13 protein-coding genes are annotated in these 15939 nt (G+C 68.6%); 6 read left to right on the top strand and 7 right to left on the bottom strand.

Annotated elements, in window-relative coordinates:
• Positions 1-106: 106 nt before the first annotated feature.
• The 5 genes from ACWPN8_RS20490 to ACWPN8_RS20470 form a co-directional block, all read right to left on the bottom strand.
• Entirely contained in the window at positions 107-889 is a 783-nt protein-coding gene (locus ACWPN8_RS20490; RefSeq protein WP_492242063.1) for an amino acid ABC transporter ATP-binding protein, read from the bottom strand.
• A complete protein-coding gene (locus ACWPN8_RS20485) occupies positions 889-1977 on the bottom strand; it encodes an amino acid ABC transporter permease (protein WP_492242062.1) in 1089 nt (362 codons plus the stop codon). Before ACWPN8_RS20485 ends, ACWPN8_RS20490 begins: the two co-directional genes overlap by 1 nt.
• A 40-nt stretch (positions 1978-2017) precedes the next feature.
• Positions 2018-3169, bottom strand: a complete 1152-nt coding sequence (locus ACWPN8_RS20480) for an amino acid ABC transporter permease (protein WP_492242061.1) — start codon at positions 3167-3169, stop codon at positions 2018-2020.
• 37 nt (positions 3170-3206) lie between these two features.
• Positions 3207-4259: an amino acid ABC transporter substrate-binding protein gene (locus ACWPN8_RS20475; RefSeq protein ID WP_492242060.1), complete on the bottom strand. Its 1053-nt coding sequence runs from the start codon at positions 4257-4259 to the stop codon at positions 3207-3209.
• Between the two features lie 72 nt (positions 4260-4331).
• Positions 4332-5519, bottom strand: coding sequence for a trans-sulfuration enzyme family protein (locus ACWPN8_RS20470; RefSeq protein ID WP_492242059.1), 1188 nt, complete (start codon positions 5517-5519; stop codon positions 4332-4334).
• A 104-nt stretch (positions 5520-5623) separates the two neighbouring features.
• Here ACWPN8_RS20470 and ACWPN8_RS20465 point away from each other — a divergent pair, with 104 nt between their 5' ends.
• Positions 5624-6523: a LysR substrate-binding domain-containing protein gene (locus tag ACWPN8_RS20465; RefSeq protein WP_492242058.1), complete on the top strand. Its 900-nt coding sequence runs from the start codon at positions 5624-5626 to the stop codon at positions 6521-6523.
• 185 nt (positions 6524-6708) lie between these two features.
• Here the strand turns inward: ACWPN8_RS20465 and ACWPN8_RS20460 are convergent, their stop codons facing one another.
• Positions 6709-7680, bottom strand: a complete 972-nt coding sequence (locus ACWPN8_RS20460; protein WP_158285444.1) for a LacI family DNA-binding transcriptional regulator — start codon at positions 7678-7680, stop codon at positions 6709-6711.
• Positions 7681-8135: 455 nt separating this feature from the next.
• Here ACWPN8_RS20460 and ACWPN8_RS20455 point away from each other — a divergent pair, with 455 nt between their 5' ends.
• The 5 genes from ACWPN8_RS20455 (at position 8136) to ACWPN8_RS20435 (ending at position 14807) form a co-directional block, all read left to right on the top strand.
• Positions 8136-9212, top strand: coding sequence for an ABC transporter substrate-binding protein (locus ACWPN8_RS20455; RefSeq protein ID WP_492242057.1), 1077 nt, complete (start codon positions 8136-8138; stop codon positions 9210-9212).
• A gap of 11 nt (positions 9213-9223) precedes the next feature.
• Complete coding sequence (locus tag ACWPN8_RS20450) at positions 9224-11389, top strand: ABC transporter permease (protein ID WP_492242056.1); 2166 nt, start codon at positions 9224-9226, stop codon at positions 11387-11389.
• Positions 11386-12543, top strand: a complete 1158-nt coding sequence (locus ACWPN8_RS20445; RefSeq protein ID WP_492242055.1) for an ABC transporter ATP-binding protein — start codon at positions 11386-11388, stop codon at positions 12541-12543. Before ACWPN8_RS20450 ends, ACWPN8_RS20445 begins: the two co-directional genes overlap by 4 nt.
• Positions 12544-12631: 88 nt before the next feature.
• The gene (locus ACWPN8_RS20440; protein ID WP_492242054.1) at positions 12632-13408 is read left to right on the top strand and encodes an inositol monophosphatase family protein; all 777 of its coding nucleotides are present in this window, start codon (positions 12632-12634) and stop codon (positions 13406-13408) included.
• A 46-nt stretch (positions 13409-13454) separates the two neighbouring features.
• On the top strand, positions 13455-14807 hold the full coding sequence (locus ACWPN8_RS20435; protein ID WP_492242053.1) for a histidine-type phosphatase: 1353 nt from the start codon (positions 13455-13457) through the stop codon (positions 14805-14807).
• On the opposite strand, the gene ACWPN8_RS20430 is transcribed toward ACWPN8_RS20435, so the two are convergent.
• Positions 14795-15898 (bottom strand): LacI family DNA-binding transcriptional regulator, encoded by a 1104-nt coding sequence (locus ACWPN8_RS20430; RefSeq protein ID WP_492242052.1) that lies wholly within the window; start codon positions 15896-15898, stop codon positions 14795-14797. The genes ACWPN8_RS20435 and ACWPN8_RS20430 overlap by 13 nt on opposite strands.
• Positions 15899-15939: the final 41 nt, after the last annotated feature.

Genomic DNA, 15939 nt, shown 5'->3' with positions numbered 1-15939 from the left:
GAAGCCGGCATACCGCCCGGCACCCGCGCCGCTCCGTCCGGTCACGCCCTTCGGCAGTGGCCGGGCGGCCTGTCCACACCTCCGTCGATGCCCGATAGAAGGCCGATCAATGGAGGATCTGGTGCAGGAAACTGCGGGTCCGTTCGTGACGCGGGGCGTCGAAAAACTCGTCGGGCCCGGCGCATTCGACGATCCGTCCCGCATCCATGAAGACCACCCGGTCGGCGACGCGGCGGGCGAAGCCCATCTCGTGCGTCACCACGATCATGGTCATGCCGTCCTCGGCCAGCGACACCATGGTCTCCAGCACCTCCTTCACCATCTCCGGATCGAGCGCCGAGGTCGGCTCGTCGAACAGCATCACCTGCGGCTCCATGCACAGGGCGCGGGCGATGGCCACCCGCTGCTGTTGCCCCCCGGAAAGCTGGCCGGGGAATTTCGCCGCCTGCTCGGCGATGCGGACGCGCTGCAGCAGATGCATCGCCCTGTCCTCGGCCTCCCGGCGCGGAGTGCCGCGCGCCAGCATCTGCGGCAGGGCGCAGTTGTCGAGGATCGACAGATGGGGGAACAGGTTGAAGTGCTGGAACACCATGCCGACGCCGCGGCGGACGGCGTCGATGTTGCGCACGCTGTCGGTCAGCTCCACCCCGTTGACGGCGATGCGGCCGGCCTGATGCTCCTCCAACCGGTTGATGCAGCGGATCAGCGTCGATTTGCCGGACCCGGACGGGCCGCAGACGACGATGCGTTCTCCCGCCGCCACGGTCAGGTCGACCTTCGAGAGAACCTGGAAGGTGCCGTACCATTTGTCGACCGCCTCGATAAGGATGGCGGGGCTTGCGGCGGCAGGGGCAGGGGCAGGGGAGTGGACGGGCATGGGGGAGGTCATCAGCGCAGATCCTTGTCCTGGACGCGGCCTTCCAGCCAGCGGGCGTAGAGAGAGATGGCGAAGCAGATGAGGAAATAGACCGCCCCCACGAACAGGTAGCTTTCCGAATAGGGAGCCGGCCAGACGGGGTCGGATGCGGCGGTGCGCGCGGCGCTCAGCATGTCGAAGACGCCGACGATCAGCACCAGGCTGGTGTTCTTGACCATGACGATGGCGGTGTTGGTCAGCGGCGGGATGACCTTCTGGATCGCCTGGGGCAGCACCACATGCCACACCGCCTTCCACACCGGGATGCCGAGCGCGCGGGCGGCCTCCATCTGTCCGCCGGGGACGCCCTGCAGGCCGCCGCGGATCACCTCCGCCAGATAGGCGGCGGCGAAGATGGTCAGGGCGGCCAGCGTGCGGCCCAGCTTGTCGACCGACCAGCCGGCCGGCAGCAGCAGCGGCATCATGATCGAGGAGATGAAGAGCAGCCCGACCAGCGGCATGCCGCGGATGGTCTCGATCACCAGCACCGACAGGAAGCGCGGGACCGGCACCTTGGAGCGGCGGCCGAGCGCCAGCGTGACGGCGATGGGAAAGCCCATCCCCAGCGAGAGGATCGCCAGCAGCAGCGTGACCGGCAGGCCGCCCCAGTTGGCGGTGGAGACGAAGGGCAGGCCGGCGAAGCCGCCCCACATCAGCGCCAGCATCGCGCCGATTGCCACCCCCCAGGCCGTCAGCAGGCGGCGCCCCCAATGGCGGGGCGGCAGCGACACCAGCACCATCGCCAAAACCAGACCGATCACGGCCAGCGGCCGCCACTGCTCGTCGGCGGGATAGACGCCGAACAGGATGAAGCGGATCTTGGCGGCGACGAAGGCCCAGCAGGCACCGCCGGCACCGCAGCGGCCGGGATCGGCCGTGCTCCACACGGCATCCAGCACGCCCCAGCGCAGCGCCGGCAAGAGCGCCAGGACGAGGGCGCCGGTCATCACGGTCAAGCCGGCCGCGAGCAGGTCGCCGAACAGGATTTGCAGGATCGGGGTGCGGCGGCGCTTCGGCGGTGCGTCCGCCGCCGCGGCGGGAATGGCGGTGGTCATGGTCATGATCGGAAACTCTCCCATCGGCCGACTCATCGCGTGACAATCATCGCGTGACCAGCGCGGTTCTGGCGTTGCACCAGTTCATCAGCAGCGAGACGGCGGCGCCGATGGTCAGGTAGACGGCGAGCAGGATGGCGATGCTTTCCAGCGCCTGGCCGGTCTGGTTGATGACAGTGCCGATCACCAGCCCCAGCTCCGGGAAGCCGACGGCAAGCGCCAGGGTGGAATTCTTGACCGTCGAGAGATATTGCGTGGTCAGCGGCGGGATGATGACCCGCAAGGCCTGCGGCATGACGATCCGCATCAGCGTCTGCCGCTCGCTGAGGCCGAGCGCCCGCCCGGCCTCCCACTGGCCGCGGCCGACGGCGTCGATGCCGCCGCGGATGATCTCGCCGATGAAGGCCGCGGTGTAGAGCACCAGCCCGACCATCAGCGCCGCGAATTCCGGCGACAGCCGCATCCCGCCGGCGAAGTTGAACCCGCGCAGTTCCGGCAGGCTAGCAGCGGCGCCAATGCCGGTCGTCCAGGCGAGGAGCAGGATAGCGGCCGCCGCCGCTGCGATGGCGGGCAGGGCAGGGGCCGTCCGGCCTTGCCGGCGCAGCCGCCGGACCAGCACCGCCGCGGCCACGAGGATGGCAGCCGTCCCCGCCGCGAAGCCCCAGCCGTTGCCGCTCCAGTCGATGCCCGGCAGATAGAGGCCGCGCTGCGACAGATAGACGTAGGGCAGGGGGTGCAGCGCGTTGCGCGGCGCCGGCAGGGCCGTGGTGGCGAGCGCGTACCAGAACAGCAGCTGCACGATCAGCGGCGTGTTGCGGACCGCCGTGACGAAGACCCCGGCCACGCCCGACAGCATCGGGTGCCTGGCCCGCCGGGCCAGCCCGACGAACAGGCCGAGCAGGGTGGCGGCCAGGATCGCCATCGCCGAGATCATCAGGGTGTTGCCGATCCCGACCACATAGGCCCAGGCGAAGCTGTCCATCGGGCTGTAGGGAACCACGCTTTCCGAGATCGGAAAGTTGGCCGGGCGGGCGAGGAAGTCGAAGCCGACGCGGATGCTGCGGACGGCCAGATTCTCCACCGTGTTGGCGGCGAGCCAGACCAGGGTCCCGACGAAGAGGAGCAGCAGAAGTGCCTGGCCGGCCCAGGCCCGGAGGCGCGGGCTGTCCCAAAGGGCAGTGATCTGGGCGGCGAGCATGGGCCGATCTCCCGGTTGCCGTGCGGATGCGGGGGGCTTACTGGAAGGCCAGCGGGAACATCAGCCCGCCGTCGCGGAAGAGGCGGTTGTAGCCGCGGTCGATCTTCAGCGGGCTGCCGGAACCGAGGTTGCGGTCGAAGACCTCGCCATAGTTCCCGATCTGCTTGACGATGTTGTAGGCGAACTTGTCGTCCAGCCCGATCGCCGTGCCGTTGCCGGGCTCCACCCCCAGGAAGCGGCGGATGCGCGGATCGCCGGAGCCGAGCTTCTGGTCGATGTTGGCCTGGGTGATGCCGAACATCTCCGCCGCGGTCAGCGCCTGGAACGACCAGGTGACGATGTCCATCCACTGGTCGTCGCCATGCCGCACTGCCGGGGTCAGCGCATCCATGTAGGGGGTGGCCGGGAAGATGACGTAGTCGGCCGGGTTCTTCGCCTGGGTGGCGCGGATGGAGGCCAGCGCCGCCGCGTCGGTGATCAGCGCGTCGCAGCGGCCGGAGAAGAAGGCCTGCCGCAACGCCGACACGCTGTCGAAGACCACGGTCGTCAGCCCGAGCTGGTGCTCGCGCGACACGTCGTTCACCACCACCTCGGTGGTCGAGCCGGTCTGGACGCACACCGACGCGCCCTTCATGTCCTGAACCTTGGTGACGCCGAGGTTTTTCGGCATCAGGAATCCGGTGAACTCGTAATAGTTGGGGGTGGTGAAATTGATGCCGTTGCCGTCGCGCTGGATCGTCCAGGTCAGGGTGCGCGGCAGGATGTCGATCTCGCCGCTCTGCAGGGCCGGAATCCGCTGCTGGCCGCTGAGCGGCACGAATTCCGCCTTCTCCTTGTCGTTGAACACGGCGACCGCCACCGCGCGGCAGGTCTCGACGTCCAGCCCGCGCCAATAGCCCTTGTCGTCCGGGGCGCTGAAGCCGATGGTGCCGGAGCTGGCGGCGCAGATCACCTTGCCGCGCGCCTTCACGGCGTCCAGCGTGGTGCCGGCTATTGCGGGACGCAGCGCCGCGGCGAGGGCCAGGATTGCCGTGGTTGTCGCAATGGCAAGGCGGGCGGCGCGGCGCCGGCCGGATGTCTGTTCGGTCATGCGGGAAACCCCTGTTCGTCGTCTTGCTTGTTGTCCGGCCGCCTTCAGACGGCCATTGAGATCCTGTCGCCGTTAGGCGGCCTGCGCCCCGGCCGTCCGTGCGGCGATGTCGTCGAGGAAGGCGGTGAGGTCGTCGTGCAGGTCGGACGGATCCTCCAGCCCGATGCTGATGCGCAGGATCAGATCCTCGCCGGTCCATGGCCGGGCGGTGCGGTTGCGCCTGACCGGCATCGGCGCCATCAGGCTGCGGGTGCCGCCCCAGGAGGCGCCGATGGCGAAAGTCCGCAGCACGTCCAGCGCCGGTGAGACATGCGGCGTCGCCGCGGGCGTGAACACGACGCTGAAGACGCCGCTGGCTCCGAGGAAGTCGCGCTTCCACACCGCATGGCCGGGTGAGCCGGGGAGTGCCGGATACAGCACCTCTTCCACCAGCGGATGGCCGGCAAGCCGTTCGACCAGGGCCATGGCCCCATCGGACGCCTGCCGCATCCGCACGCCGAGCGTCTCCATTCCCCGCAGCACCAGCGAGGCGTCATCGGGCGAAACGCCGATCCCGTAGCGGCCGAGAGCGCTGCGGATCGGCGCGATCAGGGCCTCGCTCCGAACGGTGAGCGACCCCATCAGCAGATCGGAATGGCCGCCGACATATTTCGTCAGCGCTTCGGTCACCAGATCGGCGCCATGGTCCAGCGGCTTGAAGTTCAGCGGGGTGGCCCAGGTGTTGTCGCAGCCGACCAGCGCGCCGTGGCGGTGCGCCACCGCCGCGATGGCCGGCAGGTCCTGGACCTCCATGGTGGTGGAGCCGGGGGATTCGCACCACACGACCTTGGTGCGTCCGTCGATCCGCCGCTCCAGATCGGCGACGGAGGTCGGATCGTAATAGTCGACCGCGATGCCGAACCTGACCAGATCACGGTTGGCGAAGTCGCGCACCGGCGGATAGGAGGTGTCGGCGATCAGCATCCTGTCGCCCGCCTGCAGGAAGGGCAGGACGGCAAAGCTGTTGGCAGCCTGCCCCGACGGGAGAAGGAAAGTCCAGGCACCGTTCTCGAGCGCCGTCAGCTTGGCTTCCAGCGTCCGGGTCGTCGGGGTGCCGTAAAGGCCATAGGTATAGCCGGTGTGCCCGCGGTCCCCGCGCGTCGCATAGCCTTCGGCATTGGCGAAGACGATTGTCGATCCACGGTGAACGGGCACGCTGAGGCTATCGAATCCTTCGGCGGCGACCGAGGGATTCACCACGCATTGGGTGAGATCTTTCATGGGAGGCGTCCTTTGACTGACGCCCCCGATTTGATGGCAATGGGCCTATTTCGTCCAATATTGATTTCCAGCTACTCTATTCTCCTGGGTTATAGGGGGGTGCCATGAATCTGCGGCAGGTCGAGGTGTTCCACGCGGTGATGACCAACGGCACCGCATCGCGTGCGGCCGAGGTGCTGCGGATTTCGCAGCCGGCCGTCAGCAAGGCGATCCAGGAGCTGGAGCGGGAAATCGGCTTTCCGCTGTTCCACCGCGCCAAGGGGCGCATGATCGCGACGGAGGAGGCGCGCCTGTTCTTCCAGGAGGTGTCCTCGTCCTTCTCCGGTCTGATCCATCTGCGTGCCGCCGCCGCCCGCATCCGCGATTTCGGCTCGGGCGAAATCCGGGTCGCCTGCCAGTCGGCGATCAGCACCACCGTCCTTCCCAAGGCACTGCGCGCGTTCCAACTCCGGCACCCCGATGTGTCGATCACGGTGCAGGCGCGCATGTCGTCGGTGGTGAAGGACCTGATCGCCTCCGGCCAGTTCGACGTCGGGCTGGCGGCCGACGAGATCGACGTGACCGGGGTGGATGCGACGCTGTTCATGCAGCAGCGCCTGGTGATCGCGGTCCCGGCCGGCCATCCGCTGGCGCAACGCCGGGTCCTGCATCCCGCCGACCTTCACGGCACGCCCTTCATCGCCCTCGCGCCGGAGGACACCGCGCGCCGCCGGCTGGACGGGGTGCTGGCCGCCCACGGCGTGATGCCGAAGATCGTGCTGGAGACTCCCTATTCGACGACGGTCTGCGCCATGGTGCAGGCCGGCATCGGCTGCGGCTTGGTCAGTCCGCTGACCACGGAACCCTATCTCGGCCGCGGTCTGGTCACCTGCGCGTTCGAGCCGGTGATCCGGTCGCGCACCCTGCTCCTGCTGCCGCCGAACCGCCGTCCGTCCCGCATCGTCGCCGACTGCATCGAGGAATTGATGGCCTTCTCGTCCACCGGGGCGGACGCCTTCGACTGAAGGCAGGACGGCTTGCTCAGCGCGCATGAACCGCCCCGGGTTTCCCGGAAGCCATTCGTGTCGAGTCAGGCCGCTATTTCAGGGGCGTATTCGGGTGATGCCTGCTTCGTCATGTTGAGCCCAGCCGCTCAAGAAGCGGGGCCTCCAGCAAAGCCGCGGTGGTTCACCCCCCGATGCCGCCGCCGTCAAACCGCGGTTCGGCGGACCACCAGTTCGGGCAGGACGAGATCGACCTCGCGGTTCGGCGGGCTCCCCTTGCCGATGCCCTCGATCATCGCCATCAGCCGGCCGACCTGGCTGTCCAGGTTCGGGCGCAGGCTGCTCAGGCCGAAGGCCGGCCAGGAGGCCATGGGAATGTCGTCGAAGCCGAGGATCGCCACATCGTCCGGCACCCGCAAACGGAAGGTGGCGGCAGCCTGGAGGGCGCCCAGCGCGATGATGTCGTTGAAGCAGAACAGCGCGTCGGGGCGGTCCGAGCGGGCGAACAGCCGCGTTGCCGCGTTGTAGCCGCCCTCGAAGCTGTTGTCCTCGGACTCCTCCTCCATGAAGGGCAGGCCGGCATCCTCCAGCGCGGCGGCAAGCCCGGCCCGTCGCCGCCGGTTGGCGTCGGTCTGCGCCGTCTTGGTGACGTAGGCGATGCGGCGCCGGCCGGACTGCACCAGAAAGCGGCCCCCCATCAGCCCGCCGAGCCGGTTGTCGCAGGCCACCCCGCCAAGCCCTTCGATCTGACGGCCGAACTGGAACACCGGGGTGTCGAGCGCGCGGAGCCGGTCGACGACATGGTCCGATACGGTCCCGCCCATCACCACGATGGCATCCACCTGATAATCGAGCGCATGCATGGTCGAGCTGGTCAGATCGTGCTGCCGCGTTTCCGGGATGACCAGGGCGCGCCTGTCGGCCTCCGCGATGGCCACCAGCAGCTTCTTCAGCACCAGATCGGTGTGCGGATTCTCCAGTTCGGCCAGCAGCAGGGCGACGAGGCCGGTGTTCTGGCCGGTCAGCGAGCGGGCGATGACGTTGGGGCGGTATCCCAGCGCTTCCGACGCCGCCACGATGCGCTTGCGCGTCTCCTCGGACACCAGCCCATCGCCGAAGCAGCGTGAAACCGCCGAGCGTGAAACGCCCGCCATATCGGCCACCTGCTGGGCGGTCACCCGCGATTTCATTGACGACACTGGGGTCCCGTCCCTTGCCCGCATCCGGATCCTTGCCAAGGGATACTGAGGGCGAAGCCGTTTGATCGCAAGCGCTATGCGTCGCGCGGAAATTCCACTGAATGCGACATTCTATTGCACGCGCGTGCAGTGCTGAAAATGTTCGAGGCGATGGCGGCTGGGGCGGGGGCTTGGTCCATATGTGGGGGCTGTTTGATCGGCCCCGCTGGAGCAATGGCGCCAACATCGCTATTTTTAGCCATTTCCTGGTTGATGCACCCACCTCCAGCCTTCGGCATGATTCCGGAGGGGTGCGCCTGTCTGGGGATTGACAGTTGTTCGCATCTAAAATAGCGTGACCTACGAATGAACGCGCGTGCATAAACAATTCAAAGCGGCGGGCCATGCCGGCATCGCCGAAAGAAGCCGTCCGTTTCCTTGAAGGGAGGAACTTCATGCATTGCAAAACACGACGCCCGGCCAAGGCCGCGGGCCGGAAGCGCCTGCGCTCGATGCTGCTGGCGGTCGCTGCGGCGGCGGGGCTAGCCGTCCTGGCCGGACCGTCGCCGGCCGCCGCGGCGGAGGTGGTCGTCTACTGCTCGGTCAACGAGGACTGGTGCCGCGAGGTGGTGACCTCCTTCGAGCGCAAGACCGGCATCAAGGCGCTGATGACCCGCAAGAGCGCGGGCGAGGTCTATGCACAGCTTCGGGCCGAGAAATCCAATCCGAAGGCCGACATCTGGTTCGGCGGCTCGGGCGATCCCCACCTGCAGGCGGCGGAAGAGGGGCTGACGGAGCCGTACAAGTCGCCGGAACTCGACGGGCTGTATGGCTGGGCGATCCGCCAGGCGGAAATCTCCGGTTACCGGACGGTCGGCATCTACATGGGCGCGCTCGGCTTCGGCTATAACAAGGACTTGCTGGCCAAGCGCAAGATCGCGGCCCCCGCCTGCTGGTCCGATCTGGTCAAGCCCGATTTCCGGGACGAAATCCAGATCGCCGATCCCAATTCGTCCGGCACCGCCTACACCATGCTGGCGACGATGGTGCAGTTGATGGGCGAGGATGCTGCCTTCGATTACCTGAAGAAGCTGCACCGCAACGTCAACCAGTACACCAAATCCGGCGCCGCTCCGGCGAAGTCGGCGGCACAGGGCGAAACCATGCTGGGCATCGCGTTCCAGCACGATCTGCTGGTGGAGGCGATTGCCGGCGCCCCGGTCGCCATCGTCGCCCCCTGCGAGGGCACAGGCTACGAGATCGGCTCGATGAGCCTCGTCAAGGGTGCGCGCAACCCCGACACCGCCAAAATCTTCTACGATTGGGCGCTGACGCCCGAGGTGCAGGCGCTGGGCGCCAAGGCCAGGAATTTCCAGATTCCCAGCAACAGCGGCGCCCAGATCCCGCCGGAATCGCCGCGCGTCGACCGGATGAAGCTGATCTCCTACGACTTCGCGCGCTACGGCTCGAGCGCGGAACGCACCCGCCTGCTCGCCAAGTGGGATCACGAGGTCAAGTCCCTGTCCAGATAGGTCCCGCGATCATGAAACGACATCTCGGTTTCTGGCTGGCCGCGGGCTGGGCGGCTGTGCTTGTCCTGCCCTGGCATATCGGCGGCGTCTGGCCGGTCTTTTGGCCGGCCGGTCCGCAGAACGGCCCCTCCGCCGGTGACGGAATGCCTGCGCTGATCCAGGGGCTGCTGCTGGGACGGCCGTGGCTGCTGGCGTCGGTCCTGCCGCTGCTGGCGGCGTTGGCCGGCTTGCGGGCGAAGGGCGGGGCGGACGAACGGGCGCGGTCGGCGTGGCTGACCGCCACCGGGGCCGGCGGTCTCGGCTGGCTGCTGTTGGAAAGCCTCGCCGTCACCCAGCCGGGCCTGGGGCTGGGCGCCGCCGCCTATGCGGTGGTCTGCCTCGTGCTGGGCGCTTATGGCTTGGCGCTGCGCGGCTGGTGCAAGGGCGACGTGTTCATCGTCGCCTCCATCGGGCTGGTGCTGGGCTCGATCCTGGTCTTCGTCGGCTTCCCGGTGGTCACCATCCTGCTGTCGGCGGTCCAGGACAACGATGGCCGGCTGACGGTCGCCGGCCTGTTCGACAAGCTGACCGACAGCGGCATCTGGGGCCTCGGCTGCGTGCTGGGCACCGGCAGCACCTGCGGGGTGGCCTGGAACACGCTGGCCCTGGCGGGCGTGGTCGGGGTGCTGACCACCGGCACGGGGCTGGCCTTCGCGCTGATCGCGGTGCGCACCGGCTTCCGCTTCAAGGCGGCCCTGCGGCTGGCCTCGATCCTGCCGGTGATCACGCCGCCCTTCGTCATCGGGCTTGCCATCATCCTGCTGTTCGGCCGCGCCGGCGTGGTGACCGATCTGCTGTCCACCCTGTTCGACATTCCGCGGTCGCGCTGGATCTACGGCATGCCGGGGGTGGCGATGGCGCAGATCCTCGCCTTCACGCCGATTTCCTTCCTGGTGCTGGTCGGCGTGCTGCAAGGGGTGAGCCCGACGCTGGAGGAGGCGTCGCAGACCTTGCGCGCCACCCCGTGGATCACCTTCCGCACGGTGACGCTGCCGCTGATCCGTCCCGGCCTCGCCAACGCCTTCCTGATCTCCTTCATCGAAAGCCTGGCGGACTTCGGCAACCCGCTTGTGCTCGGCGGCAATTTCGACGTGCTGTCGACCAAGATCTTCTACGCGGTGGTCGGTGCCGCCCACGACCAGGGGCGGGCCGCCGTGCTGGCGATCATCCTGTTGTCCTTCACCCTGTCGGCCTTCCTGGCGCAGCGACGGTGGCTCGGCCGCCGGTCCTACGCCACCGTGGCCGGCAAGGGCGATGCCGGCCTGCCCAGCCCGCTGCCGTCGGGGGTGCGGATCGCCGCATCGGCCGTCGCGGCAGCCTGGACGCTCCTGACCGTGCTGGTCTACGGCACCATCCTGGTCGGCGGCTTCCTGAAGAGCCTGGGGCGCGACAACACGCTGACTCTGATTCATTACCAGACCGCCTTCGGCATCGAAACCGGGCCGAACGGCTGGTGGTTCAGCGGGTCGGCCTGGGATTCGCTGTTCACGACGCTGGGCGTGTCGCTGGTCGCCATGCCGCTGACGGCGGCGCTCGGGCTGCTGACCGCCTATCTGCTGGTGCGCCAGTCCTTCCTCGGCCGCGGGGCGTTCGAGTTCCTGACGATGCTGAGCTTCGCCATCCCCGGCACGGTGATCGGCGTCAGCTACATCCTCGCCTTCAACACGCCGCCGCTGGAACTGACGGGGACCGGGCTGATCCTGATCATCGCCTTCGTCTTCCGCAACATGCCCGTCGGCATCCGCGCCGGCATCGCCACGCTGAGCCAGATCGACAAGAGCCTGGACGAGGCGTCGCTGACGCTGGGGGCGCGGTCCTTCACCACGCTGCGCCGGGTGATCCTGCCGCTGCTGCGCCCGGCAATCGTCACCGCCATGGTCTACAGCTTCGTCCGCGCCATCACCAGCGTCAGCGCGGTCATCTTCCTGGTGACGGCCAAATACAACCTCGCTACCGCCTACATCGTCGGCCGGGCCGAGGTCGGCGAATACGGCCTCGCCATCGCCTACTCCTCCGCCCTCATCGTGATCATGGTGGTGGCGCTGCTGACGATCCAGTTGCTGGTCGGCGAACGCCGCCTGGGCCGCCGCACCGCCGCCCTGCCCGTCAGCACTTCAGCCTCGAAGGTCAACGCATGACCCATATCCGGACCCCGTCCCCCGGGACGACGACCCTTGAGCCGGCGCCGGCCGCTGCCAGAGCCCGGCCGGCGGTGGAGTTCCGTTCCGTCGTCAAGCGCTATGGCGCCTTCACCGCCGTGCATGAGCTGAATTTCTCCATCGAATCCGGGACGCTGGTCACGCTGCTCGGGCCCTCGGGCTGCGGCAAGACCACCACCCTGCGCATGATCGCCGGGCTGGAGCAGGCGTCGTCCGGCACCATCCTGATCGGCGGCGAAAACGTCACCGCCCGCTCCGCGGCGGAACGCGACGTCAGCATGGTGTTCCAGAGCTACGCCCTGTTCCCGCACATGACCATCCTCGACAATGTGGCCTATGGGCTGACGGTCGGCGGCATGGCCAAGCGCGCGGCGCTGGAGGCGGCACGCGACAAGCTGGCCCTGGTCGGTCTCGCCGGGCTTGAGGGCCGCCTGCCCAGCGAGCTGTCGGGCGGCCAGCAGCAGCGCGTGGCCGTGGCCCGCGCCATCGTGCTGGAACCGCGCGTCCTGCTGTTCGACGAGCCGCTGTCGAACCTGGATGCCAAGATGCGCCGGCAGGTGCGGGAGGACATCCGGCAACTCCAGCAGTCGCTGAAGCTGACCGTGGTCTACGTCACGCACGACCAGGAGGAGGCGCTGGCGGTGTCCGACCGCATCATCGTAATGGCCGGCGGGAGGATCGCCCAGGACGGCACGCCGCGCGACCTCTACCAGCGGCCGGCCAGCCGGTTCATCGCCGATTTCATCGGCGACGCCAACATCGTTCCGGCACTGCTGGAGGGGCGGGACGGTGCGCTGGGCCGGGTGAGAATTGGGATGGCCACACTGACATTGCCGCACCGCGATCTGGCCGATGGGCCGGTCGAGCTGGCGGTGCGACCCAACGCGATCCGCCTCACGCCGAGTCATGACGCGGGCCACGATGCGGACGCCGAGGCGGCCGGTGGCCTGCTGGGCCGGGTGCATTTTGTGGCCTATCTCGGCGATCACATGGAGTATGAGGTGGCCGTGGCGCTGGGCGGACGCGAGGTCATGCTGTTCGCGCGCACCCCGGATGTCGATGCGCCGCTGTCCGTCGGCGATGCCGTCTGTGTCGGCTTCGCGCCGCGCGGCGTCACCGTCGTTCCCCCCTGATCCGTCCGCCCCGATCTTTCTGCCCCAATCCCTTTTACCCAAGACATCCCGGGCCGGCGCTGCCGGCTGCCGGCGGAGCTTTCCTGTCATGACCGATTTCGACGACCGCCTGCGTTTCGCCATCGACCTTGCCACCGAGGCAGGAGCCCTGGCGCGGTCCATGCGCCAAGGGCTGGGCACGGTTGATACCAAGAGCAGCATCGATTTCTGCACCGCGGCCGACCTTGCGGTGGAAGCGCTGGTGCGCCGGCGCCTCGACGAGGCTTTCGGCGACCCGGTGATCGGCGAGGAGGCCGGCGGCGACCCGGCCGAACTGGTCTGGGTGGTCGACCCCATCGACGGCACGACCAACTACATCCACGGCACGGCCAACTGGTGCGTCTCGCTGGCCCTGGTCCATCGGGGCGCTGTCGAGATCGGCGTGATCCATGCCCCCGACCTCGACCAGCTGTTCGTCGCCCGCCGCGGCCAGGGAGCGACCCTGAACGGCCGCCCGCTGCGCACCAGCGGCCTGCGCCACGGCGGCGGGGCGGTGGTCGAGGTCGGCTGGTCGGCGCGGCGCCCGCTGGCGCTCAGCCTCGACCTGATCACTCAGATGATCGCCGACGACATCGAATTCCGCCGCTGCGGATCGGGCGCGATGGGCCTCGCCAATGTCGCGGCCGGCATCAGCGACGGCTATGTCGAGCTGCACATCAATGCCTGGGACGCTCTGGCCGGCCTGCTTCTGGTGCGCGAGGCGGGCGGCTGGACCAACGACTTCCTTGCCGGCGACGGGCTGCGGCTGGGCAACGTCGTCGTCGCCTGCACGGCCGAACTGACCGGGCGATTGCAGGCGCTGGGACCGCTGCGGGGCGTCGCCTGACGCGCCACGGGACTTCGAACATCCAAAAAAATCGGTGGAGGAAACAATGAAGCGAGCTAGGGTCCGGACATCCGCCCTGCTGGGTGCCGCTCTCGTCGTGGGTGGACTGCTGCCGGCACCGGTGCCGGCAAGGGCCGCGGAGACCCGCGAGAGTGTCGAGAAGGTGGTAATCTTCAGCCGTCACGGCGTTCGGCCTCCGACCGAAACACACAAGATCGTTCCGCTTTCGACCAAGGACTGGCCGTCCTGGCCGGTGCCGGATGGGCATCTGACGCCGCATGGCCGTGAGGGGGCGGTGCTGATGGGCCAGTTCTACCGGTTGCGCTTCGTCGGAAACGGGCTATTGCCGGCCGGCGGCTGCCCGGCGGCCGGCGATGTCTTCGCCTGGGCCAACACCGACCAGCGCACCCGCGAGACCGGCAACGGCATTCTGGAGGGGTTGTTTCCCGGCTGCGGCCTGAAAGCGGCGTCGAAACCACCGCAGGGCGGGCGCGACGTGCTGTTCGCGCCGATTGCGCAGGGACTGTCGCCGCTCGACCCCGCCAGCGCCAAGGCCGGTGTGCTGGAGGCGATGGACGGCAGCATCGACGCCTACAAGGCAAAGCTGGCGCCGCTGTTCGCACGGCTCGACCCCGTGCTGCCGGGGCCGCGTCCGGAGACCTGCCGGAAGGCGGGACTGCCCGAAGGCTGCCACCTGATCGACCTGCCCTGGGCCATCGACCAGGGGAAGGACAAGGGTCGGAACATCGGGCTGGACGGCCCGCTCGATCTCGCCTCCACCATCGCCGAGACCTTCCGGCTGGAATATATGGAGGGCATGGCCGCCGATCAGGTCGGCTGGGGCAGGGTGGGGGCGGACGAGGTCCGCGACCTGATGGCCCTGCGCATGGCGAAGTACGACGTGATCGAGCATGTGCCCTACATCGCCCGCCGCGGCGCCTCCTTCCTGTTGCAGCAGATCGTCGCGGCGATGAACGAGGGCGCCGGCCCGCAAAGCCCCGGAGCGGAGAGCGCCGGCCCCCCGCCGGCCAAGCTGACCCTGCTGGTGGGGCATGACACCAACATCGGCCATATGCGCGCGGTCATGCAGGTGGGCTGGGCGCTGGAGGGATCGCAGCCCAACGACTCCTCGCCGACCGGAGCGATGCTGTTCGAGCGCCTTAAGGACGGGGCCAGCGGCAAGCGCTATGTCCGGCTGTCCTTTGCCGCCCCCACCGCCGATCAGGTCCGCGGCCTGACGCCGCTGACCGGCGATGCCGGGCCGAGGGTGGCGGCGCTGGAGCTTCCCGGCTGCACCGACAGGCTCGGGCCCGGCACCTGCGAGCTGTCGCAGTTCACCGCGCTGGTCAGCCAGCGTCTGGACCCGACCGCGGTGGGGAAGCCGGACTACACCCAGTGACGGCGATGGCCGGGCCGGTTATGCCGGGTCTCCGGCCATCGCCGGTCCGCTCTGCCGGCGGACCAGCCGGTGGGGAAGAAGCACCTCCCCGACGCTGTTTCCCCCCGCAGATCGCGCAGGCTGGTCACGATGGCGTCACCGAACCGCTGGTAGGGGATCTTGACCGAGCTGAGCCAGGGAGCGATCCAGTCGTTGAGGTCGTTGTCGTCGATGCCGACCGGGCGGCAGTCGTCCGGGATGCGCACGCCCTGCTCGCCGGCGGCGCGGAACAGGCCGTAGGCCATCAGGTCGCTGGGGCAGAGGATGCCGTCGGGCCAGCCGCCGTCGGCGGTCAGCCGCTTCGCGGCGGCGTAGCCGCAATCGAGATGGTTGCCGCCCGGCCCGTCGCAGCGGCGGACCGCCATGCCGGGCCGCCGCTCCTCCAGCCGGTCGAGAAATCCCTCCACCCGTTCCCGGATGGTCGAGGACAGGTCCGCCGGGTGGATGACCGCCGGGGCGTGCACGCCGCAGGCCAGCAGATGGTCGGCGGCGTCGGCGCCCGCCTGCCTGTTGTCGATCCCGATGAAGGGACCGCCGCCATAGGGATTGCGCCGGTTCACGAAGACGATCGGCTCGCGCCGGTCCAGCGATGCCTCCAGTTCGGGGCTGGCGACCGCGCTCACCACGATGAACCCTTCGGCGAAGCGTGACCGCATCGCGCGCAGATACTCGTCCTGCAGGTCGGGACGGTCGTGGGTGTCGCACAGGATCATCACATAGCCGGCGGCGCGCAGGGCCGCCTCCGTCGACGCGGCGATGGCGGCCATGGCCGGGTTGTCGAGATTGGGCGCCAGCATGGCGACCAGACGGCTGTCGCCCCCGCGCAGGCTGCGCCCGACGGGGTTCGGCCGATAGCCGCGCTCCGCGATCAGACGCTGCACCTTCGCCACCGTCGCCGCCGATGCCCGTCCCAGATCGCCGTTGGCGATGCGCGAGACGGTGGAGACGGACACCCCCGCCTCGGCCGCGATGTCGGCCAGGGAAGTCTGTCCGGAAATCTGTCCGGACGTCTGGCCGGAGGCCTGTCCCGGTTCCCGGCGCTGATCGTTCATGGCCCCCTCCATTTGTGCATCGAACATTGCCGTTGACAGTT

Source organism: Azospirillum sp. UENF 112521 (assembly GCF_058780665.1).
The sequence above is the reverse complement of the archived record's forward strand: the minus strand, read 5'-3'. Positions and strand labels throughout refer to the sequence as shown.

What these genes read in the sequence shown, in the direction of transcription:
- ACWPN8_RS20430 (WP_492242052.1), bottom strand. Translation starts at nt 15,898, where the DNA reads ATGAACGATCAGCGCCGGGAACCGGGACAGGCCTCCGGCCAGACGTCC.
- ACWPN8_RS20445 (WP_492242055.1), top strand. Translation starts at nt 11,386, where the DNA reads ATGACCCATATCCGGACCCCGTCCCCCGGGACGACGACCCTTGAGCCG.
- ACWPN8_RS20435 (WP_492242053.1), top strand. Translation starts at nt 13,455, where the DNA reads ATGAAGCGAGCTAGGGTCCGGACATCCGCCCTGCTGGGTGCCGCTCTC.
- ACWPN8_RS20450 (WP_492242056.1), top strand. Translation starts at nt 9,224, where the DNA reads ATGAAACGACATCTCGGTTTCTGGCTGGCCGCGGGCTGGGCGGCTGTG.
- ACWPN8_RS20455 (WP_492242057.1), top strand. Translation starts at nt 8,136, where the DNA reads ATGCATTGCAAAACACGACGCCCGGCCAAGGCCGCGGGCCGGAAGCGC.
- ACWPN8_RS20485 (WP_492242062.1), bottom strand. Translation starts at nt 1,977, where the DNA reads ATGACCATGACCACCGCCATTCCCGCCGCGGCGGCGGACGCACCGCCG.
- ACWPN8_RS20440 (WP_492242054.1), top strand. Translation starts at nt 12,632, where the DNA reads ATGACCGATTTCGACGACCGCCTGCGTTTCGCCATCGACCTTGCCACC.
- ACWPN8_RS20465 (WP_492242058.1), top strand. Translation starts at nt 5,624, where the DNA reads ATGAATCTGCGGCAGGTCGAGGTGTTCCACGCGGTGATGACCAACGGC.
- ACWPN8_RS20480 (WP_492242061.1), bottom strand. Translation starts at nt 3,169, where the DNA reads ATGCTCGCCGCCCAGATCACTGCCCTTTGGGACAGCCCGCGCCTCCGG.
- ACWPN8_RS20475 (WP_492242060.1), bottom strand. Translation starts at nt 4,259, where the DNA reads ATGACCGAACAGACATCCGGCCGGCGCCGCGCCGCCCGCCTTGCCATT.
- ACWPN8_RS20470 (WP_492242059.1), bottom strand. Translation starts at nt 5,519, where the DNA reads ATGAAAGATCTCACCCAATGCGTGGTGAATCCCTCGGTCGCCGCCGAA.
- ACWPN8_RS20490 (WP_492242063.1), bottom strand. Translation starts at nt 889, where the DNA reads ATGACCTCCCCCATGCCCGTCCACTCCCCTGCCCCTGCCCCTGCCGCC.